Source organism: Inquilinus sp. CA228 (assembly GCF_052078665.1).
Taxonomy (GTDB): domain Bacteria; phylum Pseudomonadota; class Alphaproteobacteria; order DSM-16000; family Inquilinaceae; genus Inquilinus.
Map to the genome: position 1 here is coordinate 1 of NZ_JBQJIK010000103.1, position 24,083 is coordinate 24,083.

22 protein-coding genes and 1 tRNA gene are annotated in these 24,083 nt (G+C 68.3%); 4 read left to right on the plus strand and 19 right to left on the minus strand.

What is annotated here, in order from left to right:
* The 6 genes from ACTOWL_RS34055 to ACTOWL_RS34080 form a co-directional block, all read right to left on the minus strand.
* Nucleotides 1–121: GTP-binding protein (locus tag ACTOWL_RS34055; protein ID WP_441325766.1), on the minus strand; the 121-nt coding region annotated here is incomplete at its 3' end.
* A 29-nt stretch (nt 122–150) separates the two neighbouring features.
* The gene (gene fusA / locus ACTOWL_RS34060) at nt 151–2,226 is read right to left on the minus strand and encodes an elongation factor G (protein WP_441325747.1); all 2,076 of its coding nucleotides are present in this window, start codon (nt 2,224–2,226) and stop codon (nt 151–153) included.
* A 27-nt stretch (nt 2,227–2,253) separates the two neighbouring features.
* The gene (gene rpsG, locus ACTOWL_RS34065; RefSeq protein WP_441325748.1) at nt 2,254–2,724 is read right to left on the minus strand and encodes a 30S ribosomal protein S7; all 471 of its coding nucleotides are present in this window, start codon (nt 2,722–2,724) and stop codon (nt 2,254–2,256) included.
* 11 nt (nt 2,725–2,735) lie between these two features.
* Complete coding sequence (gene rpsL, locus ACTOWL_RS34070) at nt 2,736–3,107, minus strand: 30S ribosomal protein S12 (protein ID WP_026873043.1); 372 nt, start codon at nt 3,105–3,107, stop codon at nt 2,736–2,738.
* A gap of 315 nt (nt 3,108–3,422) precedes the next feature.
* Nucleotides 3,423–4,325 (minus strand): RNA polymerase sigma factor SigJ, encoded by a 903-nt coding sequence (gene sigJ / locus ACTOWL_RS34075; RefSeq protein WP_441325749.1) that lies wholly within the window; start codon nt 4,323–4,325, stop codon nt 3,423–3,425.
* A 76-nt stretch (nt 4,326–4,401) separates the two neighbouring features.
* Complete coding sequence (locus ACTOWL_RS34080) at nt 4,402–5,484, minus strand: glycosyltransferase family 4 protein (protein WP_441325750.1); 1,083 nt, start codon at nt 5,482–5,484, stop codon at nt 4,402–4,404.
* Between the two features lie 165 nt (nt 5,485–5,649).
* Between ACTOWL_RS34080 and ACTOWL_RS34085 the strand changes: the two genes are divergently transcribed.
* The 3 genes from ACTOWL_RS34085 to ACTOWL_RS34095 all read left to right on the plus strand — a co-directional run bounded on the left by ACTOWL_RS34085 (nt 5,650) and on the right by ACTOWL_RS34095 (nt 7,171).
* Nucleotides 5,650–6,276 carry a 2OG-Fe(II) oxygenase gene (locus ACTOWL_RS34085; protein ID WP_441325751.1) on the plus strand — a complete coding sequence of 209 codons (627 nt, stop codon included), beginning with the start codon at nt 5,650–5,652 and terminating at the stop codon, nt 6,274–6,276.
* Nucleotides 6,277–6,355: 79 nt separating this feature from the next.
* The gene (locus ACTOWL_RS34090) at nt 6,356–6,712 is read left to right on the plus strand and encodes a hypothetical protein (RefSeq protein ID WP_441325752.1); all 357 of its coding nucleotides are present in this window, start codon (nt 6,356–6,358) and stop codon (nt 6,710–6,712) included.
* A 90-nt stretch (nt 6,713–6,802) separates the two neighbouring features.
* Entirely contained in the window at nt 6,803–7,171 is a 369-nt protein-coding gene (locus ACTOWL_RS34095) for a hypothetical protein (RefSeq protein ID WP_441325753.1), read from the plus strand.
* On the opposite strand, the gene ACTOWL_RS34100 is transcribed toward ACTOWL_RS34095, so the two are convergent.
* Entirely contained in the window at nt 7,138–8,331 is a 1,194-nt protein-coding gene (locus ACTOWL_RS34100) for a glycosyltransferase (RefSeq protein WP_441325754.1), read from the minus strand. The genes ACTOWL_RS34095 and ACTOWL_RS34100 overlap by 34 nt on opposite strands.
* A 94-nt stretch (nt 8,332–8,425) precedes the next feature.
* On the opposite strand from ACTOWL_RS34100, the gene ACTOWL_RS34105 reads away from it, so the two are divergent.
* Complete coding sequence (locus ACTOWL_RS34105; RefSeq protein WP_441325755.1) at nt 8,426–8,755, plus strand: hypothetical protein; 330 nt, start codon at nt 8,426–8,428, stop codon at nt 8,753–8,755.
* Between the two features lie 64 nt (nt 8,756–8,819).
* Here ACTOWL_RS34105 and rpoC read toward each other — a convergent pair whose 3' ends face one another.
* The 12 genes from rpoC to pdxR all read right to left on the minus strand — a co-directional run.
* Nucleotides 8,820–13,145, minus strand: coding sequence for a DNA-directed RNA polymerase subunit beta' (rpoC, locus tag ACTOWL_RS34110; protein WP_441325756.1), 4,326 nt, complete (start codon nt 13,143–13,145; stop codon nt 8,820–8,822).
* 81 nt (nt 13,146–13,226) lie between these two features.
* Nucleotides 13,227–17,417 (minus strand): DNA-directed RNA polymerase subunit beta, encoded by a 4,191-nt coding sequence (rpoB, locus tag ACTOWL_RS34115; protein WP_441325757.1) that lies wholly within the window; start codon nt 17,415–17,417, stop codon nt 13,227–13,229.
* Between the two features lie 126 nt (nt 17,418–17,543).
* Nucleotides 17,544–17,918: a 50S ribosomal protein L7/L12 gene (rplL, locus tag ACTOWL_RS34120; protein WP_441325758.1), complete on the minus strand. Its 375-nt coding sequence runs from the start codon at nt 17,916–17,918 to the stop codon at nt 17,544–17,546.
* 52 nt (nt 17,919–17,970) lie between these two features.
* On the minus strand, nt 17,971–18,489 hold the full coding sequence (gene rplJ / locus ACTOWL_RS34125) for a 50S ribosomal protein L10 (RefSeq protein WP_441325759.1): 519 nt from the start codon (nt 18,487–18,489) through the stop codon (nt 17,971–17,973).
* A gap of 306 nt (nt 18,490–18,795) precedes the next feature.
* Complete coding sequence (rplA, locus tag ACTOWL_RS34130) at nt 18,796–19,503, minus strand: 50S ribosomal protein L1 (protein WP_441325760.1); 708 nt, start codon at nt 19,501–19,503, stop codon at nt 18,796–18,798.
* Between the two features lie 5 nt (nt 19,504–19,508).
* Complete coding sequence (rplK, locus tag ACTOWL_RS34135) at nt 19,509–19,940, minus strand: 50S ribosomal protein L11 (protein ID WP_342240801.1); 432 nt, start codon at nt 19,938–19,940, stop codon at nt 19,509–19,511.
* A gap of 148 nt (nt 19,941–20,088) precedes the next feature.
* Nucleotides 20,089–20,622, minus strand: a complete 534-nt coding sequence (gene nusG / locus ACTOWL_RS34140) for a transcription termination/antitermination protein NusG (RefSeq protein ID WP_441325761.1) — start codon at nt 20,620–20,622, stop codon at nt 20,089–20,091.
* 3 nt (nt 20,623–20,625) lie between these two features.
* Nucleotides 20,626–20,823, minus strand: a complete 198-nt coding sequence (gene secE, locus ACTOWL_RS34145) for a preprotein translocase subunit SecE (RefSeq protein ID WP_441325762.1) — start codon at nt 20,821–20,823, stop codon at nt 20,626–20,628.
* 32 nt (nt 20,824–20,855) lie between these two features.
* A tRNA-Trp gene (locus ACTOWL_RS34150) sits at nt 20,856–20,931 on the minus strand.
* 128 nt (nt 20,932–21,059) lie between these two features.
* Nucleotides 21,060–21,653: a pyridoxal 5'-phosphate synthase glutaminase subunit PdxT gene (gene pdxT, locus ACTOWL_RS34155; RefSeq protein WP_441325763.1), complete on the minus strand. Its 594-nt coding sequence runs from the start codon at nt 21,651–21,653 to the stop codon at nt 21,060–21,062.
* Nucleotides 21,654–21,676: 23 nt separating this feature from the next.
* Nucleotides 21,677–22,609: a pyridoxal 5'-phosphate synthase lyase subunit PdxS gene (pdxS, locus tag ACTOWL_RS34160; RefSeq protein WP_441325764.1), complete on the minus strand. Its 933-nt coding sequence runs from the start codon at nt 22,607–22,609 to the stop codon at nt 21,677–21,679.
* A 156-nt stretch (nt 22,610–22,765) separates the two neighbouring features.
* Nucleotides 22,766–24,083 (minus strand): MocR-like pyridoxine biosynthesis transcription factor PdxR (gene pdxR, locus ACTOWL_RS34165; RefSeq protein ID WP_441325765.1); only part of this gene is annotated, 1,318 nt, incomplete at its 5' end.

The following is a 24,083-nucleotide window of genomic DNA, read 5'->3' on the forward strand; positions in this document are numbered from 1 at the left end:
CGCCCGACTCCGCCAACACCTTCGTGATCGCCGCCGTCAGCGACGTCTTGCCATGGTCCACGTGACCGATCGTGCCGATGTTGCAGTGCGGCTTCGTCCGCTCAAACTTCGCCTTCGCCATTCTCTCTCTCCGTTCTTCTTAAGCGCGCATCAAGCCAGCTTGGCGCGGACTTCGTCGGCGATCGCCTGGGGCACTTGCTCGTAGTGATCGAAGTGCATCGAGTACTGGGCGCGGCCCTGAGACATCGACCGCAGGGTGTTGACGTAGCCGAACATGTTGGCCAGCGGCACCATCGCGGCGATGACCTGGGCGTTGCCGCGGCTGTCCATGCCCTGGATCTGGCCGCGACGGCTGTTCAGGTCCCCGATGACGTCGCCCATGTAGTCCTCGGGCGTCACCACCTCAACCTTCATGATCGGCTCGAGCAGCGCCGGCCGGGCCTTCGGAATGCCCTCGCGAAACGCCGCACGGGAGGCGATTTCGAAGGCCAGCACCGAGGAGTCGACGTCGTGATAGGCGCCGTCGATCAGGGAGGCCTTGAAGTCGATCACCGGGAAACCGGCGATCACGCCGGTGTCCTTGGCCGAGTTCAGGCCCTTTTCCACGCCCGGGATGTATTCCCGAGGCACGGTGCCGCCGATGACCGAGCTTTCGAACTGGTAGCCGGACCCGGCCGGCAGCGGCTCGAACACCAGCTTGATGCGGGCGTACTGGCCGGAACCGCCGGTCTGCTTCTTGTGGGTGTAGTCGATCTCGGCCCGCTGCGTGATGGTCTCGCGATAGGCCACCTGCGGCGCGCCGACATTGGCGTCCACCTTGAACTCGCGCTTCATGCGGTCGACCAGGATCTCGAGATGGAGCTCGCCCATCCCCTTGATCACGGTCTGGCCGCTCTCAGGATCCACGGCGACGCGGAAGGACGGATCCTCCTGCGCCAGGCGCTGCAGCGCGGTCGACATCTTCTCCTGGTCGGCCTTCGACTTCGGCTCGACCGCGACCTCGATGACCGGCTCCGGGAACTCCATGCGCTCGAGCACGATCGGTCTGGCCGGATCGCACAGCGTGTCGCCCGTCGTGGTGTTCTTCAGGCCGACCAGCGCGACGATGTCGCCGGCGCTGGCCTCCTTGATCTCCTCGCGGTTGTTCGCATGCATCAGCAGCATGCGGCCCACCCGCTCCTTCTGGCCCTTGACCGAGTTCTGGACGTAGGACCCGGCCAGCAGCGTGCCCGAATAGATGCGGGCAAAGGTCAGCGAGCCGACGAACGGGTCGGTCATGATCTTGAAGGCGAGAGCCGAGAACGGCGCCTCGTCGTTGGTCGGCCGGGTGTCCGGCTCGTCCGAATCGACCTTGTGGCCCTCGACCTGGGCGACGTCGAGCGGCGACGGCAGGAAGTCGACGACGGCGTCGAGCAGGGTCTGCACGCCCTTGTTCTTGAAGGCGGAGCCGCAGAGCACCGGCACGAATTTGAACGCCAGCGTGCCCTTGCGGATGCAGGCGCGCAGCTGGTCCGGCGTCGGCTCGGTGCCCTCGAGATAGGCCTCCATCACCGCATCGTCCATCTCGACCGCGGTGTCGAGCAGGATATGGCGGTATTCGGCCGCCTTCTCCTTCAGGTCGTCCGGGATCTCGGCGACGTGGAAGTTGGCGCCGAGGCTGTCGTCCTCCCAGATCACCGCCCGGTTCTCGACCAGGTCGACGATGCCGGCATACTCGCTCTCGACGCCGATCGGCAGGTTCAGCACCAGCGGCACCGCGCCCAGCCGGTCCTTGATCATGTCGACGCAGCGATAGAAGTTCGCGCCGATCCGATCCATCTTGTTGACGAAGCAGATCCGCGGAACCTTGTACTTGTCGGCCTGGCGCCAGACGGTCTCGGACTGCGGCTCGACGCCCGCCACCGAATCGAACACCGTCACCGCACCATCGAGCACGCGCAGGGACCGCTCGACCTCGATGGTGAAGTCGACGTGGCCCGGCGTGTCGATGATGTTGACGCGATAGTCGCGCCAGAAGGCGGTGGTCGCAGCCGAGGTGATGGTGATGCCGCGCTCCTGCTCCTGCTCCATCCAGTCCATCGTCGCCGTGCCTTCATGCACTTCGCCGATCTTGTACGACTTTCCGGTGTAGTAGAGGATTCGCTCGGTCGTGGTCGTCTTACCGGCATCGATGTGCGCCATGATGCCGATGTTGCGGTATTTCTCGATCGCGTGGCTACGCGGCATGATCAGTCTCTCGGGCCGGAGGCTGGGTTACCAGCGGTAGTGCGAGAACGCCTTGTTGGCGTCCGCCATCTTGTGCGTGTCTTCGCGCTTCTTCACCGCGGCGCCACGCTGGTTGGAGGCGTCCATCAGCTCGTTCGAGAGGCGGTCGACCATGGTGGTCTCGGAGCGCTTGCGCGCGGCGGCGATCAGCCAGCGGATGGCCAGGGCCTGGCCACGCTCGGCACGGACTTCGACCGGCACCTGGTAGGTGGCGCCGCCGACCCGGCGGGAGCGGACCTCGACATGCGGCCGGACATTGGCCAGCGCCTCGTGGAAGGCCACGATCGGGTCGGCCTTGGTGCGGCTCTGCAGCTTGTCGAGCGCGTCGTAGACGATCGTCTCGGTGGTGGATTTCTTGCCGTCGTACATGAGGTTGTTCATGAACTTCGACAGGATGACATCGCCGAATTTCGGGTCCGGCAGGATTTCACGCTTCTCGGCGCGATGGCGACGGGACATATGTGACCTCCTTACTTCGGACGCTTCGCGCCGTACTTCGACCGCCGCTGGCGACGATCCTTGACACCCTGCGTATCGAGCGTGCCGCGAATGATGTGGTAGCGCACGCCCGGCAAGTCCTTCACACGACCACCGCGGATCATGACGACCGAGTGCTCCTGCAGGTTGTGGCCTTCACCCGGAATGTAGCTGGTGACCTCGAACCCGTTGGTGAGGCGCACGCGCGCCACCTTACGAAGCGCCGAGTTCGGCTTCTTCGGGGTCGTGGTGTAGACACGGGTGCAAACGCCACGCTTCTGCGGGCAGGCCTGGAGAGCCGGCACCTTGTTGCGCGCCCGCTGCGGCTGGCGCGGCTTACGGATCAACTGATTGATCGTCGGCATATCTGCCCTTCTTGGTTCTTCGACAAAAACGGCCCGGCAAAGCGGCCCACCCGTCCGGGTTCCACTGCCTTGACACCCATTCCGAGAGAAGGATGACGCAAACGATACAGGACCCCGAGGCGCCCACGCCTGCGGGGCCAACCGGAGTCCTTCGCTTGTCGCGGCCGCATCCCAGATGCGCCCGCGGTCGTCTGTCTCTGCGGAAAGCGCGTCTAACCCGTCGCAAAACGGGTTACAGCCGGCTCCCGGAAAAGCGCGCGGACTATACGGATGCACCCCTGCCCCGTCAAGCCGCATCGATCGCCTGCGAAACGATCAGGCGCCGCCCTGCCCCGGCAGTGAAACCGAGCCCAGCTTGTCGGGGTTGCGGGTCCAGAACACGCCGGTGATTCCCTCGGGTCCGACGGCGAGGTCGATGGTGCCCATCAACTGGTCGCCGTTCATCACCACATAGCCCTGCTGGCCGTTGATCCAGCGCGGCAGATAGGTGAATTCGCGGCCGAACTTGCGCCAGACGCCGTGCAGGAACTGGGCCACCCGCTCGCTGCCCTCGATCACGTTCATCGCCGCCCGTACCTTGCCGCCGCCGTCGCTGTACAGCCGGGCGTCGCGGGTCAGCAGCGCGGTCAGCTGCGCCAGGTCGCCGGAGCGCAGCGCGTCATGGAAGGCGGTCAGCATCACCTCGTGCTGCGGCTGCGGCACCGGCTCGGCGATCAGGCCGCTGCCCTCCAGCTTGCGCCGGGCGCGGCTGACCAGCTGGCGAGTTGCAGTGTCGGTGCGGTCGAGCGCCGCCGCCACGGCCGCATGCTCCAGGCCGAAGACATGCTGCAGCAGATAAGCGGCGCGCTCGACCGGAGTCAGCTTCTCCAGCAGCAGCAGGAAGGCGGTGGTCAGCGTCTCGGCGCGCTCCATCTCCTCGGCGGCGGAGGGGGCGGTGTCGGTCACCAGCGGCTCCGGCAGCCAGGGGCCGACATAGGTCTCGCGCCGGTGCCGGGCCGAGCGGAGCTGGTCGATGCACAGCCGGGTGCAGGCGGTGACCAGCCAGGCCCGGGCGTTGTCGATGGCGCCGCGATCGGCCGCCTGCCAGCGCAGCCAGGTCTCCTGCACCGCGTCCTCGGCATCGGCGCGCGAGCCCAGCATGCGGTAGGCCAAGCCCCACAGGACCCTGCGGCTGGCTTCGAAGTCCGCGGCGTCGGAGCGGGCATGGGCGTGATCCATCTGCGTCTCGGGGGCGAAGGGCGACACGGACAAGACGGAACAGCCTCTGCAAATGTGACGTCGGGACCGACCCAGCTTACACCCTGGCGGCCAGGTGGCGGGAGCGGACCTCGTCGAGCCCGGCGACGATGCTGCGGGCGTCGAATCGGGCCCGGGCCCGGGCCGGCCCCTCGAGCTGCAGCCGGCGGCGCAGCGCCGGGTCGCCGATCAGGGTCTCCGCCGCCGCCTGGATGGCCTCCGCCGTCACCTTCGGCAGGGTGACCGCAGTGTCGCCGGTGATCTCGCGCAGCCCCCCGGTGCCGGAGCAGATCAGGGCGGCGCCCCAGGTCAGCGCCTCCAGCGCGGTGCGGCCGAACGGCTCCTCATAGACCGAGGGCACCGAGGCGATGGCGGCGCGGCGGACCCAGCCAATGACCTCGTCATGCGGCATGAAGGGCAGGAACTGCGCCCGGTCGCCGGCCTCGGCCAGGGTGGCCTTGACCTGCTCGACGAATTCCGGGTCGCGGCCGCGGCCGATCATCACCGCGCGCCAGTCCGGATGCGCCGCCAGCACCGGCTTCATCGCCCGGGCGAATTCCAGCGGCCCCTTGTCCGGGATCACCCGCCCGACCTGGATGATGATGTTCTCCTTGGTCTCGGGCGGCGGCGCCGGCGCGTCCATGTCGAGGCCGTTATAGACCACGTCGAGCGTGCCCTTGAACCACGGCGCGTGCGCCTGGAAGTGCCGCCGCAGCGCCTCGGACACGAAGACGAAGCCGGCGAAGCGGGACACGGCAGCGCGGTAGTGCAGCCGCCACAGCAGCCCCTTGTGGAAGCGGATGAAGTTGTGCCGGACATAGAGGAGCGGCACCCGCGGCAGCGCCCGGGCCAGGGCTGAGGCGGTCACCCGGTGGGCATGGACCTCGATCAGCGACGGGTTCAGCGCCGCGATCTGCGGCAGGGCCCGCTTCATCCAGCGGCGGTGCGGCTCCCCCTCCTGCAGCGGGATCGGGTGGAAGCGGATGCCGGGGAACGGCTCGCCCGCATCCTGCCCGACCACGACGATGTCCTGCGCGTAGCGGCTGAAGGTGACGGTGTCGCGCGCATAGAGATCGACCGGGCTGGCGCCGACGGCGCCGAACTTCATCTTGCGCGGCAGGACGATGACGATGGGACCCATGGATACCTCCGGGCGCCTTTATGGCGATCCGTCACGCCCGATGCCAGGGTTCTCCTGGCCTGCGACCGCGCTGCGAGTTGATCGCAGCCGGCCTCGGGCCTATTCTCCGCCGCGAGATCGCGTGACCGGCCGAGGGGTCGGGCCGCGCTGCAGGAGAACGGTGTGATGCTTCGCTACGATGTGCTCGAACAGGCGGCGGTGGACCGGACGCCGTTCCCGCATGTGATTTCCGGGGATGTGCTGCCGGAGGCGCGCCGCGCCGAGCTGGAGCAGGACTTCCCCGACATCCCGATCACCGGCTTCGTGCCGCCGGACGAGTACCCGGCCGGCGGCGCGTTCAAGGAGTTGGTGTCGGACGTCACCAGCCGGGAATTCGCCACCATGCTGGGCGCCAAGTTCGGCCTCGACCTGGCGTCGAAGCCGACCCTGGTGACGGTGCGGAAATGGTCCGAGGCGGCGGCCGGGCGGCCGCACACCGACGGGGCGGACAAGATCGTCACCGCGCTGGTCTATCTGAACCAGGAATGGGCCTCGAACGAGGGCTGCCTGCGCATCCTGACCAGCCAGGACATCAACAGCCCGGACGCCCGGGAAGTGGCGCCGACCTTCGGCAACTTCCTGGCCTTCCAGCGCTCGGATCATTCCTGGCACGGCCACCTGCCGTTCAAGGGCGAGCGCCGGGTGCTGCAGATCGCCTGGTGCGTCAACGAGGAGGCGATCGCCCGCAAGCGCAAGCGCCACGGCCAGTCCAGCTTCCTGAAGAAGCTGTTCTCCTTCGGCCGGAAGCATTGAGCGAAGCGGCCAGCGCCCCATATCGCAGGGGTGCCGGCCCGCTCCTCCAGCGGCCGCACGATCCTCGGGAGAGGCGGCCATGATCCGTGCCACCGCCGTTTGCGCTCTGCTGCTGTCCGGCTGCGCCGGCAACCTGCCGCCCTCCGCCCCGCCCGACCCGGCGGTGGCCGCCAAGGTGAGGACGCTGTCGGGTGACAACCCCTGCAGCGACGCCTTCGCCGGGGTGCTGACCGCCTACCGCATCCCGCCCGACCGCCTCGTCGGCTTCTTGCTGCCGACGATATCGCATGACCATCCCGGCACGCCGCTGGAGCGCCAGGCCTGGTTCAAGCTGGCCGGCGGCGGCGGCAGCCTGGTGATGGGCTATGACGCGACGCAATGCGGGATCTCCGACATCAACGCGCGCGACGGCGCGGTGCTGCCCGCCATCGGCTGATCCTGGCGAGGCATTGAGCGGAGCGGCCTCAGCCCCATATCGCATCAGGGGCGATGGCGGCCCGCCCCTTCCGATCGACAGGAGACGGCCATGCATCCGATCCGCACCCTTGTCGTCGCCGGCTTCGTCCTGACCGGCTGCATCGCCGCGGCGCCACCCGAGGCCGCGCCGGACCCGGCGGTGGCGGCGAAGCTGCGGCAGCTGTCCGGCGGCGACGCCTGCAGCGACCGGATCGCCGGGGCGCTGACCGCGGCCGGGATCACCGCCGACCGGATCTCCGACTACGACCTGGCGCCGATGGCGACGGGCGGCCGGCGCAACTCCGGCAACCGCCGGAATCTGCAGCGCCAGGCCTGGCTCAAGCTGGCCGGCGGCGGCAATGTCGTGGTGCAGTACGAGCCTTCATCGTGCCGCATCTCCACCCTCTACGCCCGCGACGGCGCGGTGCTGCCGGGCTGATCGGGCCGCACCGAAGCGGCGAGACGCTCCAGCAGCGGCACTGCCGTAGCGACTTCCGGCATGGCGGCGATCTCCTGCGCCATCCGCGCCGCCGCCCGGCGGTAGGCCGGATCGGCCAGCACCGCCCGCGCGGCCTCGCGCACCGTCTCCGGCGAGCAGCCGATCGGGTCGAGCACCCGGGCGACGCCGAGCGCGGCGCAACGTTCGGCGTTGGCCGGCTGGTCCGCCCCGATCGGCAGCAGGACCATCGGCACGCCATGCGCCAGCGCCCCGATCACGCTGCCCGAGCCGGCCTGCGAGACCGCCAACCCGCAGCGCGGCAGCAGCAGCGACTGCGGCACATAGCGCTCGATCCGGACATGCGCCGGCTGCGGACCGAAGGCCGCCGGGTCGATCTCGCGCCCGGTGGTGACGACCAGGCTGACCGGCAGGTCGCGCAGCCCCGCGATCACCCGCTTGAGCAGATCCCCGGATTCGAGATGGAACACGGTGCCGAGCGTGGCGTAGACGGTCGGCCGGTCCGCCGGCAGGGCGGCGAGCCAGGCCGGCACCTCCGCTGTGGCTTCGCCCAGCGGCGGGCGGATCTGCCGCGCCGTCGCCGGCAGCGGGCAGGCCGGGTCGCGGAACGACGGCGGCACCGGCGACAGCACCAGGTGCCGGTGCAGCATTGCCAGGTCCGGATCGGGGCCGAGGCCGTGCTCCGCCCGCAGCGCGTCGAGTGGCACCGCCACCAGATCGGGCCGGACCAGCGCGCCGGCCGCGATCACCAGCACCGAGGCATGTGGCAGGCCGAGGCGCTCGGCCGCGACCATGGCGCCGAAATCCATCTCGTCGCAGACCAGCAGGTCCGGCCGCCAATGGCCACAGAGATCCAGCAGCGCTGCGGCCCGGCCGCGCGCCACCCGGCCGGCGAAGCCGTCGCGCACCGCCCGGTCCTCGCGCGCGGCATCGAAGGCGAGCAGCGGCGTGCGGACCGGGACCGAGCGCAGTGTCTCCCCGCCGGTGGCGAAGGCGGCGAAGCCGGCGGCCGCGACCGCTTCGGTCATCGCCGGCTGGCCGGCGAAGGCGACATCGTGCCCGGCCGCCGTCACGGCTCGCGCGAGCGGCACCAGCGGCAGGAAATGCCCGCTGCCGCCGGCGAAGCTGAACAGGACGCGCATCTCATTCCCCCGAAGCCGAGCGGCGGGACATAGCACGGCGTGGCCCCACAGCCGAGCCAGCGCTATCGTCGCCGACCGAGGGGAGGATCAGGCCATGTACCAGACCATCGAGCAGGCATGCCGCGAGCTGGGGCTCGAAGAGCCTGCATCGATCGGAGGCCAGCTGGGGTCGGAGGATCTGAAGCGCCTGTTTCGGGCCGCGCCTGTCGGCGTCCATCTCTGGATCACCGACGTCTTCCGCCTGGTGATCGAGCGGATCCCGCCGGAGCGGTGCTTCCGGTTCTGGAAATCCGAGGTCCAGCCCCGGCTGATGGAGGATGGAGGCTTCGCGCGGGAGCTCTGGCCGGAACGCTACGCCTATCTCGCCCAGCAATGGCGATCGCCGTACCGGGAGCCGCTGGTCGAGCTGACGCGCTGCGATTAGTCCACACAAAGAAAAACCCCCTCCGGCGGACCGGAGGGGGCTTTTCTTTGGACCTAAGGCTGGATCAGGCGGCAGCTTCGCCCGAGGGCAGGGCCGGCTCGCCGTCCTGCTCCTCGTGCTGCAGCCGCGCGACCCGATCGCGCTCGCCGGCGATCGCTCGCAGGCGGTTGACCACCGAGCCGGTGCCCGCCGGGATCAGGCGGCCGACGATGACGTTCTCCTTGAGGCCGGCCAGGTCGTCGACCTTGCCGGAGACCGCCGCCTCGGTGAGGACGCGGGTGGTCTCCTGGAACGAGGCCGCCGAGATGAACGACTTGGTCTGCAGCGAGGCCTTGGTGATGCCCTGGAGCACCGAGACGCCCTTGGCCGGCCGCAGGTTCTCGCGGATCGTCTTCTCGTTCTCCTCCTCGAAGTCCTCGCGGTCGATCTGGTCGCCGATCAGGAGGGTGGTGTCGCCGACCTCCGTGATCTCGACCTTCTGCAGCATCTGGCGGACGATCACCTCGATGTGCTTGTCGTTGATCTTCACGCCCTGCAGCCGGTAGACGTCCTGGATCTCATTGACCAGATAGTCCGCCAGCGCCTCGACCCCGAGCACCGACAGGATGTCGTGCGGCACCGGGTTGCCGTCCAGCAGCTGGTCGCCCTTGAGGACGTAGTCGCCTTCCTGCACCGAGATGTGCTTGCCCTTCGGAATGAGGTATTCGCGCTCCTCGCCCGACTCCTCGTGCCGAACCACGATGCGCCGCTTGGTCTTGTAGTCCTTGCCGAACTCGACCCGGCCATCGAGGTCCGAGATGATGGCGTAGTCCTTCGGCTTGCGGGCCTCGAACAGCTCGGCGACGCGCGGCAGACCACCGGTGATGTCGCGGGTCTTCGACCCTTCGCGCGGGATACGGGCCATCACGTCGCCGGCCTGGACCTGCGAGCCGTTGTCGACCTGCAGGATGGCGTCGACCGAGAGGAAGTAGCGGGCCTCCAGGCCGTTCGGCAGGCGGATCACTTCACCCTTCTCGTCGCGCAGGACGATGCGGGGCTTCAGCTGGTCGCCGCGCGGCTGCTGCCGCCAGTCGACCACCACCTTGGCCGAGATGCCGGTCTGCTCGTCGACGACCTCGCGCATCGAGACGCCTTCGACCAGGTCCATGTAGGTCGCCGTGCCGGCCTTCTCGGTGATGATCGGCATGGTGTACGGATCCCACTCGGCCATCTTGCGGCCGCGCTCGATCTTCTCGCCGTCATCGACCAGCAGCTTGGCGCCGTAGGGCAGGCGGTGGCGTGCCTTTTCGCGGCCCTGCCCATCGACGAGCTGCAGCTCGCAGTTCCGGCTCATCACCACCAGGATGCCCTGGCCGTTCTTCACCACGTTGCGGTTCTTGATCTGGACCTTGGCGTCGAACGCCGCCTCGATCGCCGACGCCTCGGCACCGCGCTGGGCCGCGCCGCCGATGTGGAACGTCCGCATCGTCAGCTGGGTGCCCGGCTCACCGATCGACTGCGCCGCGATGACGCCGACGGCCTCGCCGATGTTCACCGTGGTGCCGCGGGCCAGGTCGCGGCCGTAGCACTTGCCGCAGATGCCGCCCTTGGTCTCGCAGGTCAGGGCCGACCGGATCAGCACCCGGTCGATGCCGGCGATCTCGACCGCCTCGACCAGCGCCTCGTCGATCAGCTCGCCCTGCTGGACCACGATGGCGCCGGTCAGCGGGTGCAGCACCGCTTCGCCGGCGCAACGGCCGAGGATGCGCTCGCCCAGCGGCACGATCACCTCGCCGCCGTCGATCACGGCGCCGGTGGTGATGCCGTTCTTGGTGCCGCAATCCTCCTCGACCACCACGCAATCCTGGGCGACGTCGACCAGGCGGCGGGTGAGGTAGCCGGAGTTCGCGGTCTTCAAGGCGGTGTCGGCCAGGCCCTTGCGGGCGCCGTGCGTCGAGTTGAAGTACTCGAGAACGGTCAGGCCTTCCTTGAAGTTCGAGATGATCGGCGTCTCGATGATCGAGCCGTCCGGCTTCGCCATCAGGCCGCGCATGCCGGCGAGCTGCCGGATCTGCGCCGCCGAACCGCGGGCGCCGGAATGGGCCATCATGTAGACCGAGTTCACCTGCCGGGTCGGGTCGGTGAGCGTGGCCTGGATCTCGGCCATCATCTCACGCGCCACCTCGTCGGTGGTGTTCGACCACACGTCGACCACCTTGTTGTACTTCTCGCCGCGGGTGATCAGGCCGTCGAGATACTGGTTCTCATACTCCTTCACCAGCTGCGTCGCCTTGGCGATCAGCTCTTCCTTCGCCTTCGGGATGACCATGTCGTCCTTGCCGAAGGAGATGCCGGCGCGGCAGGCATGGGCAAAGCCCAGGCCCATCAGCCGGTCGCAGAAGATCACCGTCTCCTTCTGGCCGCAGTGGCGGTAGACGATGTCGATGACGTTGGTGACGTCCTTCTTCGTCAGCAGCCGGTTGACCTGCGAGAACGGCACCGCCGGGTGCCGCGGCAAGATCTCGGACAGCAGCATCCGGCCCGGCGTGGTGGTGACGCGCTGGATGATGTCCTGGCCGGTCTCGTCGACCGTCTTGAACCGGGTCTTGATCCGGCTGTGCATGCCGATCACGCCGGCCGCCATCGCCTGCTCCATCTCGCCGATCGAGGCGAAACGGGGGATCTGGTGGGCGGTCAGCTTGCCCGACTTCAGCTTCTCGAACACCGCCTTGACGTCGGTGGCGTCGACCACGTCGGCCGGCTTGGCCGGGTTCTGCAGGATGATGTCGTCGTTGGTGATCGCGGAGGTCAGCGCCTCGATCCCGTCGATCGACAGCGCCGGGCCGAGCTTGTCGTTGCGCTCCATCGACAGGTAGTAGATGCCGAGGACGATGTCCTGCGACGGCACGATGATCGGCTTGCCGTTGGCCGGGCTGAGGATGTTGTTGGTCGACATCATCAGCACGCGGGCCTCGAGCTGGGCCTCGAGCGCGAGCGGCACGTGCACGGCCATCTGATCGCCGTCGAAATCGGCGTTGAAGGCGGTGCAGACCAGCGGGTGCAGCTGGATCGCCTTGCCCTCGATCAGGGTCGGCTCGAACGCCTGGATGCCCAGGCGGTGCAGCGTCGGGGCACGGTTCAGCAGGACCGGGTGCTCGCGGATGACCTCCTCGAGGATGTCCCAGACCTCCGGCCGCTCCTTCTCCACCATCCGCTTCGCGGCCTTGATGGTGGACGCCATGCCGTACAGTTCAAGCTTGTGGTAGATGAACGGCTTGAACAGCTCGAGCGCCATCTTCTTCGGCAGGCCGCACTGGTGGAGCTTCAGCTCCGGCCCGACGACGATGACCGAACGGCCCGAATAGTCGACGCGCTTGCCGAGCAGGTTCTGGCGGAACCGGCCCTGCTTGCCCTTCAGCATGTCGCTGATCGACTTCAGCGGGCGCTTGTTGGCGCCGGTGATGACGCGGCCGCGGCGGCCGTTGTCGAACAGCGCGTCGACCGCCTCCTGCAGCATGCGCTTCTCGTTGCGCACGATGATGTCGGGCGCGCGCAGCTCGATCAGCCGCTTCAGGCGGTTGTTGCGGTTGATGACGCGGCGGTACAGGTCGTTCAGGTCGGACGTGGCGAAGCGGCCGCCGTCCAGGGGGACGAGCGGGCGCAGCTCCGGCGGGATCACCGGAACGACGTCGAGCACCATCCACTCCGGATGCGAGCCGGATTCGAGGAAGGCGTCGATCAGCTTCAGCCGCTTGACCAGCTTCTTGCGCTTGGCCTCGGAACCGGTCTCGCGCAGCTCCTCACGGACCCGCACCCGCTGCTCCTCCAGGTCCATGCCCGAAAGCATGCCCTTGAGGGCCTCGGCGCCGATCTTGGCGGTGAAGGCGTCCTCGCCGTACTCGTCCTGGGCGCGAAGATACTCGTCCTCGGTGAGGAGCTGATTCTTCTTCAGCGCGGTCAGGCCGGGCTCGACCACCACGAAGCTCTCGAAGTACAGGACCTTCTCGAGATCCTTGAGCGTCATGTCGACCATCAGGCCGATGCGCGACGGCAGCGACTTCAGGAACCAGATATGCGCCACCGGCGAGGCCAGCTCGATATGGCCCATGCGCTCGCGCCGGACCTTCGACAGCGTGACCTCGACGCCGCACTTCTCGCAGATGATGCCGCGGTACTTCATGCGCTTGTACTTGCCGCACAAGCACTCGTAGTCCTTGATCGGACCGAAGATCCGGGCGCAGAACAGGCCGTCCCGCTCCGGCTTGAAGGTCCGGTAGTTGATCGTCTCGGGCTTCTTGATCTCGCCATAGGACCAGGAGCGGATGCGCTCCGGGCTGGCGATCTGGATCTTGATCTGGTCGAAGCTCTGCGGCGTCGAGACCTGGCCGACGAGATTCATCAACTCGTTCATGTACCTGCTCCCCCGGGGGTAGGGACGGACAAATAGGGTTCAACGGTGGCCGATCCTGTCGGACCGGCCACCGGAAACGGATCAGAAGCTGCGCTGCTCGAGCTCGACATTGAGGCCCAGCGACCGCAACTCCTTCATCAGCACGTTGAAGGATTCGGGGATGCCGGCCTCGAAGTTGTCGTCGCCGCGGACGATCGCCTCGTAGACCTTGGTGCGGCCGGACACGTCATCCGACTTCACCGTCAGCATCTCCTGCAGCGTGTACGCCGCGCCGTAGGCTTCGAGCGCCCACACCTCCATTTCGCCGAAGCGCTGGCCGCCGAACTGGGCCTTGCCGCCCAGCGGCTGCTGGGTGACCAGGCTGTACGGGCCGATCGACCGGGCGTGGATCTTGTCGTCCACCAGGTGATGCAGCTTCAGCATGTAGATGTAGCCGACGGTCACCTTGCGGGCGAACTGCTCGCCGGTGCGGCCATCCTGCAGCGTGACCTGGCCCGAGGAGGCCAGGCCGGCCTTCTCCAGCATGTGGACGATGTCGTCCTCGCGGGCGCCGTCGAACACCGGCGTCGCCATCGGCACGCCCTTGCGCAGGTTGCCGGCCATCTCGACCATCTCGTCCGTGGACATGTCGTGGATGTCCTCGTCGTACTGGGCCTTGCCGTAGACATCCTGCAGCTTGCCCTGCAGCGCCTTCACCGTCTTGCCGGTGTCCTCGCCGCGCCGGGCCTGGGCCTGGTACAGGTCGACGACCTCGCCGATCTGGCGGCCGATGCCGGCCGCGGCCCAGCCGAGATGGGTCTCCAGGATCTGGCCGACATTCATGCGGCTGGGCACGCCGAGCGGGTTCAGCACCAGGTCGACATGGGTGCCGTCATCGAGATACGGCATGTCCTCGATCGGCATGATCTTGGACACCACGCCCTTGTTGCCGTGGCGGCCGGCCATCTTGTCGCCGGGCTGCAGCTTGCGCTTCACCGCGACGAAGATCTTGACCATCTTCATCACGCCGGGCGGCAGCTCGTCGCCGCGCTGCAGCTTCTCGACCTTGTTGTCGAACCGCGCCTCCAGCGCCTTCACCTGGTCGTCGAAGTGGCGGCCCATGGCTTCGATATCGGCCATGCGCACCTCGTCGGCGATGGTGATCTGGCGCCACTGGCCGCGGCTGAAGTCCTTCAGCTGCGGCTCGGTGATCTCGCCGCCGGTGGCGAAGCCCTTCGGACCGGAGACCGAGGTCTGCCCGAGCAGCAGCTCCTTCAGCCGGGCGAAGAAGCTGCGCTCCAGGATCGCGCGCTCGCTGTCGCGGTCCTTGGCCAGCCGCTCGATCTCGGCCCGCTCGATCGCCAGCGCGCGCTCATCCTTGTCGACGCCGCGGCGCGAGAACACCCGCACCTCGACGATCGTGCCGGTGACGCCCGGCGGCAGGCGCAGCGAGGTGTCGCGGACGTCGGACGCCTTCTCGCCGAAGATGGCGCGGAGCAGCTTCTCCTCCGGCGTCATCGGGCTCTCGCCCTTCGGCGTGACCTTGCCGACCAGGATGTCGCCCGGCTTCACCTCGGCGCCGATGTAGACGATGCCCGCCTCGTCGAGGTGGCGCAGCGCCTCCTCGCCGACATTCGGAATGTCGCGGGTGATCTCCTCCTGGCCGAGCTTGGTGTCGCGCGCCATCACCTCGAATTCCTCGATGTGGATCGAGGTGAAGACGTCGTCCTTGACGATGCGCTCGGAGATGAGGATCGAGTCCTCGAAGTTGTAGCCATTCCAGGGCATGAAGGCGACGAGCACGTTGCGGCCGAGCGCGAGCTCGCCGAGCTCGGTCGACGGGCCGTCGGCGATGATGTCGCCCTTGGCCACGCGGTCGCCGACCTTCACCAGCGGCCGCTGGGTGATGCAGGTGCTCTGGTTCGAGCGCTGGAACTTCAGCAGGTTGTAGATGTCGACGGTCGAGACCGCGCCTTCGGTGTCGGTCACCCGCACCACGACGCGGGTGGCGTCGACCGTGTCGATCACGCCGGCGCGGCGGGCGACGATGGTGACGCCCGAGTCACGGGCGACCGTCCCCTCCATGCCGGTGCCGACCAGGGGCGCGTCGGCGCGCACCAGCGGCACCGCCTGGCGCTGCATGTTCGAGCCCATCAGCGCGCGGTTGGCGTCGTCGTTCTCGAGGAACGGGATCAGCGCCGCGGCCACCGAGACGATCTGCTTGGGCGAGACGTCCACCAGGTCGATCGATTCCGGCTTCGACATGATGTAGTCGCCGCCCTGCCGGCACGACACCAGGTCGCCGACGAAGCGCCCCTCGCCGTCCAGCTCGGCATTCGCCTGGGCGATGGTGTAGCGGCTCTCCTCCATCGCCGAGAGGTAGATGACCTCGTTGGTGACGCGGCCGTCCGCCATCTTGCGATAGGGGCTCTCGATGAAGCCGTACTTGTTCACCCGGGCGTAGGTGGCGAGCGAGTTGATCAGGCCGATGTTCGGGCCTTCCGGCGTCTCGATCGGGCAGATCCGGCCGTAATGGGTCGGGTGCACGTCGCGCACCTCGAAGCCGGCCCGCTCGCGGGTCAGACCGCCCGGCCCGAGGGCCGAGAGGCGCCGCTTGTGCGTGATCTCGGACAGCGGGTTGGTCTGGTCCATGAACTGGCTGAGCTGCGAGGAGCCGAAGAACTCCCGCACCGCCGCCGCCGCCGGCTTCGCGTTGATCAGGTCGTGCGGCATGATCGTGTCGATGTCGACCGACGACATGCGCTCGCGGATCGCGCGCTCCATGCGCAGCAGGCCGACGCGGTACTGGTTCTCCATCAGCTCGCCGACCGAGCGGACGCGGCGGTTGCCGAGATTGTCGATGTCGTCGATCTCACCGCGGCCGTCCTTCAGCTCGACCAGGATCTTCAGGATCGAGAGGATGTCGGTCTTGCGCAGGACGCGGAGCTGGTCGTCGGTCTCGAAGCCCAGGCGTGCGTTCATCTTCACCCGGCCGACGGCCGAGAGGTCATAGCGCTCCTGGTCGAAGAACAGGCCGTTGAACAGCGCCTCGGCGCTCTCCAGCGTCGGCGGCTCGCCCGGGCGCATCACCCGGTAGATGTCGATCAGCGCGTCTTCGCGGCTGGCATTGCGGTCGATCGCCAGGGTGCTGCGGACATAGGGTCCGACATTGACGTGGTCGATGGCGAGCACGGTCAGGGTGTTGAAGCCCTTCTCCTCGAACAGGTCGAGGACGGCCTGGGTGACCTCGTCGCCGGCCTCGAAGAAGACCTCGCCGGTCTTCTCGTCGATCACGTCGCCGGCCAGGTAGCGGCCGGCCAGGTCCTCGGCCGGGACCAGGATCTCGGTGACGCCCTGCTCGGCCAGCTTCTTGATGACGCGCGGCGTCATCTTGGTGTCGGTCTGGGCCACCACCTCGCCCGAGGCGGCGTCGACCAGGTCGGCGGTCAGCTTGACGCCCTTCAGGCGCTCGCCGTCGAAGGCGGTCTTCCAGCCGTCCTTGGTGCGCTTGTAGGCGACGCCATCGTAGAAGTAGCCGAGAATCTCCTCCCGGCTCATGCCCTGCGCCTCATAGGGCTGCAGGCCGCGGCCGTCCTTCGCCCGCGCCTGGCGCAGCGCGGCGGTCTCGGCCGAATCCAGCGCCATCAGCAGCGTCGTGGTCGGCAGCTTGCGGCGGCGGTCGATGCGGACATAGAGATGGTCCTTGGCGTCGAACTCGAAGTCGAGCCAGGAGCCGCGATAGGGGATCACGCGGGCCGCGAACAGGTACTTGCCCGAGGAATGGGTCTTGCCGCGGTCGTGGTCGAAGAACACGCCCGGGCTGCGGTGCATCTGGCTGACGATGACGCGCTCGGTGCCGTTGATGATGAAGGTGCCGTTCGTCGTCATGAGCGGCATGTCGCCCATGTAGACGTCCTGCTCCTTGATGTCGCGGATCGAGCGCAGGCCCGTATCCTCCTCGACATCGAACACGGTCAGGCGCAGCGTCACCTTGAGCGGCGCGGCGAAGGTCATGCCCCGCTGCTGGCACTCCTCGACGTCGTATTTCGGCTCTTCCAGCTCATAAGAAACAAAATCGAGCTCGGCGCGTTCAGAGAAGTCCTTGATCGGGAACACCGACCGGAACACCTCCTGCAGGCCGACCACGGCCCGGGCCGCCGGCTTGACATTCATCTGCAGGAACTGATCGTAGGAGCTGCGCTGCACCTCGATCAGGTTTGGCATTTGGGCGACCTCGGGGATCCGCCCGAAACTCTTGCGGACGCGCTTACGGCCGGTGAAGGTCTGAGCCATGTGAGCCCCTCGTTTCCAACAAATGCCGAACAGGTACGGAACACAAACGCCCGTTCGCGGCCGACCCCGAGGGATCGGCCGCGCCCGGACTACAACGACAAAACAGCCTGAAGTGCCACGCGGGTCTTACTTGACGTCGACCTTGGCGCCGGCTTCTTCGAGCTGCTTCCTGATCTTGGCGGCCTCGTCCTTCGACACGCCTTCCTTGACGGGCTTGGGCGCGCCTTCGACGAGGTCCTTGGCCTCCTTGAGGCCGAGGCCGGTGATCGCACGGACCTCCTTGATCACGTTGATCTTCTTGTCGCCGGTCTCCGTCAGGACGACGGTGAACTCGGTCTGCTCTTCCGCCGGAGCGGCAGCAGCGGCGGCCGGGGCAGCCGCAACCGCAGCGGGAGCAGCGGCGGACACGCCCCACTTCTCCTCGAGCAGCTTCGACAGCTCGGCGGCCTCGAGGACCGTCAGGCTCGACAGATCGTCGACCAGCTTTGCAAGATCAGCCATTTCGTTCTCCTAGAACTTGGGTCTTCTGGGTACAGATTCAACAGGTGCGGCTCTATGCCGCCTCGTCCTTCTTGGCATAGGCCCCGATGACGCGGGCGAGCTGCCCGGCCGGCGCCTGCAGAACACCGGCGATACGCGTCGCCGGAGTCTGGATCATGCCCACCAGCTTGGCGCGCAGCTCGTCGAGCGACGGCAGCGACGCCAGAGCCTCGACACCCTTCTGATCGAGCAGCTGAGGACCGAGACCGCCGCCGATGATCTGCAGCTTCTCGTTCTTCTTGGCGTAGTCGACCGCCACCTTCGCCGCCGCAACCGCGTCCTGGGAGAACGCGATGGCGGTCGGGCCGGTGAACAGGTCCGCCAGATGCTCGAACTGGGTGCCCTGAAGGGCGATGCGGGCGAGCCGGTTCTTGGTCACGCGGAACGAGGCCCCCGCCGCGAGCATTTGCCGCCGGAGATCGGTCGATTCGGCCACCGTCATCCCGCCTTGGCGGGTGACGACGACCATGTTCGCCGTCCGGAACGACTCCTGCAGCGCGGCGATCTTCTCGGTCTTTTGTGTACGGTTCACGGATCGCCTCCGTTGTCGGGATCCCGCCCCGGACGATGCCGGAAGGGGACCCCAGTCCACACTGGACCGGTCCTTGGGCCCGCCCTCGAGATGAGGTTGGGTCCGGTGCCGATCCGCTCTCCTGTCCCAGAAGTCCAAGCCCCGCGCGACGCCCGGGCCGAAGCCCGGCCGCCGCCGTTGATTGGGTTCGACTCCCGTCTATGCAGGTGGGTTTTAAGCACCTTGCGGTGCCCCTGCAGTCTCGGACAGGTTCGGGCAGGGCCGAGAGGCCCCACCCTGCCGTCGCCCTTGCGGGCGGCGTATTCCTCAGGCGCCGGCGCCTTCGTGCAGCTTCGCCAGGTCCAGCTTGTAGCCGGGGCCCATGGTCGAGGTGACGGTCACCTTCTTGAGATAGGTGCCCTTCGCCCCGCTGGGCTTGGCGCGCTGGATCGCCTCGACGAAGGCGCGGATATTGCCGACCAGGGCGTCCTCGGTGAAGCTGGCCTTGCCGACGCCGGCATGGACGATGCCCGCCTTCTCGGCCCGGAACTCCACGGCGCCGCCCTTGGCGGCCTTGACCGCGCCGGCGACGTCGGGGGTGACGGTGCCAAGCTTCGGGTTCGGCATCAGGCCGCGCGGGCCCAGCACCTTACCGAGGCGACCGACCACGCCCATCATGTCCGGGGTGGCGATGCATCGGTCGAAATCCATCCGGCCCTCGAGGATCTCCTTGGCGAGATCATCGGCACCGACGATGTCGGCCCCGGCGGCCAGGGCCTGATCGGCCTTCTCGGCCCGGGCGAACACCAGGACGCGGACGGTCTTGCCGGTGCCGTTCGGCAGCTGGACCACGCCGCGGACCATCTGGTCGGCGTGGCGCGGATCGACGCCGAGATTCATCGCGATCTCGACAGTCTCGTCGAACTTCGCCGTGGCCGACGCCTTCAGCATCTTGACGGCCTGGGCCAGCTCGTAGGTCGCCTCGGGGTTCAGGCCCTTGGTGACGGCGCGCGTGCGCTTGGAAATCTTGGCCATGCCGATTACTCCACCACCTCGATGCCCATCGACCGGGCCGAGCCCTTGATCATCTGGGCAGCGGCGTCGACGTCGTTCGCGTTGAGATCCTTCATCTTGATCTCGGCGATCTCGCGGATCTGCTTCATCGTGATCTTGCCGACCGTGGCGCCCTTGCCGGGCGTCTGGCTGCCCTTGTCGAGCCCCGCGGCCTTCTTGATGAAGTAGGTGTTCGGCGGCGTCTTGGTGACGAAGGTGAACGTCCGATCGCCATAGGCCGTGATCACGACCGGGATCGGCATCCCCTTCTCGAGATTCTGGGTCAGCGCGTTGAACGCCTTGCAGAACTCCATGATGTTCAGACCGCGCTGGCCCAGCGCCGGACCGATCGGCGGCGACGGGTTGGCGGCGCCCGCGGGCACCTGCAGCTTGATCTGTCCTACGACCTTCTTTGCCATCTCATATCCCTCAACAACTGATCCCTCCGGCGGAACCGGAGGGATTGGGAAGCGCGGTCACGACCCCCGGAGGACTTCCCGGGAGGGTCTCCCGCACCGTTTCCCCGCGCGCTGGAGCGCGGGGTATCCGACGACGATCAGCGGATCGTCACGAAACCTTCTCGACCTGCGTGTACTCTAGCTCAACCGGAGTCGCACGGCCGAAGATCGAGACCGCGACCTTGAGCCGCGAACGCTCCTCGTCGACCTCTTCCACCACGCCGTTGAAGCTGGTGAAGGGACCGTCGGCTACGCGCACCGTCTCGCCGATCTCGAAGGTGATGGACGGCTTCGGCCGCTCCACCCCTTCCTGGACCTGCTGCATGATCCGCATCGCTTCGGTCTCGCTGATCGGGATCGGCTTGTTGCCGGACCCGAGGAAGCCGGTGACCTTCGGCGTGTTCTTGACCAGATGCCAGGCCCGGTCGGACAGCTCCATCTTGAGCAGCACATAGCCCGGGAAGAACTTGCGCTCGGTGTTGACCTTCTGGCCGCGGCGGATCTCGACGACCTCCTCGGTCGGCACCACGATCTGCTCGAAATGGTCGGACAGGCCCTTCTGCTCGGCCTGCTCGCGGATCGACTCCGCGACCTTCTTCTCGAAATTCGAATAGACGTGCAGCACGTACCAACGCGTCGCCATGGGTCAGCCCCCCATGCCGATGACGGAGGTCACCGCCCAGCCGGCGACCCAGTCGACCAGCAGGAAGAAGATCGACATGAGGGTGACGAACACGAACACCATGCCGGTGGTGATCGCGGTCTCCTTCCGTGTCGGCCAGGTGACCTTCGCGGTCTCCTGCCGGACCTGCCTGAAGAACTGGACGGGGCTGGTCTTGGGCATGTCTACCAATCAAATCGCCGGTCGGGCGTGCGTGGCAGGAGTGGAGGGTCTCGAACCCCCAGCCTTCGGTTTTGGAGACCGACGCTCTACCAATTGAGCTACACTCCTCCGGGGACCGCCCAACCTTCAGGAACACGACGAGGCACGCTCGCCGCCCTGACCGCGGAGCGAACGGCCTTGTAGCGGAAGCGCCCGGCAGAATCAACACCCTGTTCGGAGGCGCCGTCGGATTTCTCTCAGGCCGCCCGCTCCGCCCCGCTCGCCGGGGCCGTGGCGATGTCCAGGAACAGCCGGTGCACCCGCCGGTCGGCCGACAGCTCGGGATGGAAGGTCGCGGCCAGCAGCCGACCCTGGCGCACCAGCACCGGGTCGCCGTCCCGCTCCGCCAGCACCTCGACGCCGGGGCCGATCGCGGCGATCCGCGGCGCCCGGATGTAGACCGTCTCCAGCGGCCCGCCGGGCAGTGCGGTCGGGGTCTCCAGGATCGCCGAATCGATCTGCCTTCCATAGGCGTTGCGCTCGACCGTGACGTCGAGCACGCCGAGGCTCTCCTGCTCCGGCAGCAGCACCCGGCGGGCCAGCAGGATGCAGCCGGCGCAGGTGCCGAACACCGGCATCGTCCGGGCGAAGCCCTTCAGCGCCTCGAACAGGCCGTCGCGCGCCGCCAGCTTGAGCAGCGCGCTCGACTCGCCGCCCGGGATCACCAGCCCGGCGAGGCCGTCGAGATCGGCCGGCAGGCGCACCGGGGCGGCCTCCGCCCCGGCCTCGCGCAGCGCCCGGGCATGGGCCTCGAAGTCGCCCTGCAGCGCCAGCACGCCGATGCGCGGCATGCCGGCATCCCTGCCCTGCCCGGTCACCATCCGCGGGTCTGCAGCATCTGGGCGGGGTCGAGCGCCGCCACCGCCAGGCCCTTCATCGCGCCCTGGCACTCGGCGCTGGCCTCGACCAGGATCGCCGCGTCCTGGTAATGGGTGGTGGCGCGGACGATGGCGCGGGCCCGGCGCTCCGCCTCCTCCGGCTCGGCGAAGGTCTGTGAATCCTGCATGAAGATGCCGGAGCCGACGAACACCGCCTCCGCCCCGAGCTGCCGCACCAGCGCGGCGTCGGCCGGGGTGGCGATGCCGCCGGCCGAGAAGTTCGGCACCGGCAGCCGGCCGGTCTCGGCCACCAGCCGGACCAGCTCGTAGGGCGCGCCCAGCTCCTTGGCGGTGGCGTACAGCTCCTCCGGCCGCAACACGGTCAGGCCGCGGATGTCCCGGCTGATCTGGCGCAGGTGCTGCACGGCATGGACCACGTCGCCGGTGCCGGCCTCGCCCTTGGTGCGGATCATGGCCGCGCCCTCGGCGATCCGGCGCAGCGCCTCGCCCAGGTTGCGGGCGCCGCAGACGAAGGGGGTGGCGAAGGCCTGCTTGTCGACGTGGTGCGCCTCGTCGGCCGGGGTCAGCACCTCGGATTCGTCGATGAAGTCGACGCCGAGCGACTGCAGCACCTGGGCCTCGGCGAAGTGGCCGATGCGGCACTTGGCCATCACCGGGATCGACACCGTGCCCATGATCTCGCGGATCTTGACCGGCGAGGCCATGCGGGCGACGCCGCCCTCGGCCCGGATCTGCGCCGGCACCCGCTCCAGCGCCATCACCGCGACGGCGCCGGCGCGCTCGGCGATCTCGGCCTGGCGCGCATCGGTGACGTCCATGATGACGCCGCCCTTGAGCATCTCGGCCAGGCCGGTCTTCAGGCGCAGGGCCTGCGGGGAATGGGTACCGTTGGTGCCGTTGGCGGTCATGGGCTGTCTCCGAAGGAAGTCTCCCAAACGCTAGGCCATCGGAACTGGTCGGAGAAGATCCACTGAACTGGAAATTTCATGGGTCCAGTTTGGTCCTGGGTGGAGCCAGCTTTCCGGACAGTGGATTCGGATTTCTTCCGGAAATGATGGGTCCAGTCAGGCCACGCCGCGGCGGAAGGACTGCACCACCTCGCGCAGCAGGGCGACGCCCTGGCGGATGTCCGGCTCCTCCAGCGCGGCGTAGCCCATCAGGAAGCCGGCGCCGCCCTCCGCCCCCGCCGCACCAGTCTCGGCCGGGACGATGCCGACCGAGCGCAGCGCCGCCGCCTCGGCGACGCTGCCGGCCAGGGCGGCCGGGATGTCGCGGAAGCGGACCACGAGATGCAGCCCGACCCTCGCCCCCTCGATCGCCACCGCCGCGCCGAAGGCCGACTTCAGCGCCGCAACCAGCGCATCGCGGCGGCGCTGGTTGCGGCGGCGGGTGCGGCGGATGTGGCGCTCGAAATGACCGTCGCGGATGAGATGGGCGAACACCGCCTGGTCGAGCGAGGCGGTGTGCCGGTCGGTCAGCTGCTTGGCCCGCAGGAACGGCTCCACCAGCCCCGGCGGCAGCACCATGTAGCCGAGGCGCAGGCCGGGCGAGAGCACCTTGGAGACGGTGCCGGAATAGATCACCAGCCCGGCGCGGTCGAGCGCCTGCAGCGATTCGACCGGCCGGCCCTCGTAGCGGTACTCGCTGTCGTAATCGTCCTCGAACACGTAGGTGCCGCCGCGCTCGGCCCAGTCGAGCAGCGCCAGGCGGCGCGCCGCCGGCATCACCCCGCCGGTCGGGAACTGGTGGCCCGGCGTGACATGGGCCAGCCGCGCCCCGGCCTCGGGCGGCGGCAGCCGGGCGGTGTCCAGCCCGTCGGCGTCGACCGGCACCGGCAGCAGCCGGGCGCCGATCGCCTCCACCGCCAGCCGGGCGCCGCTGTAGCCCGGATCCTCGACCACCACGGTGTCGCCGGGGTCGACCAGCACGCGCAGCGCCAGGTCAACCGCCTGCTGCGAGCCGTTGACGATCAGGATCTGCTCCGGCCGCGCCCGCACCGCCCGGGCCCGGCCGAGATAGTCGGACAGCGCGGCGCGCAGCTCCGGCAGGCCTTGCGGGTTCTCGTAGAGATAGGGCTTGCCGGCGCGGCGCCGGATCTCGCGCAGCAGCAGCCGGCGCCAGATGTCGGCCGGGAAGTCGGCGGCGCTGACCGTGCCGTAGTGGAAGCTGTAGCGCAGGCCCCCGCGGCGGGTCAGGCTGTCGATGTCGAGGCCACGCAGCCGCTCGCTGTAGCGCGACAGCCGGGGCGCGCGATGCGCCTCGGCCGGAGCTGTGGCGGCGGGGCGAGCGGCGGCGCCGGCCGACACCGCCGCGCCGACGAAGGTGCCGGCGCCCGGCCGGCTCTCGAGATAGCCCTCGGCCAGCAGCTGCGCATAGGCCTGC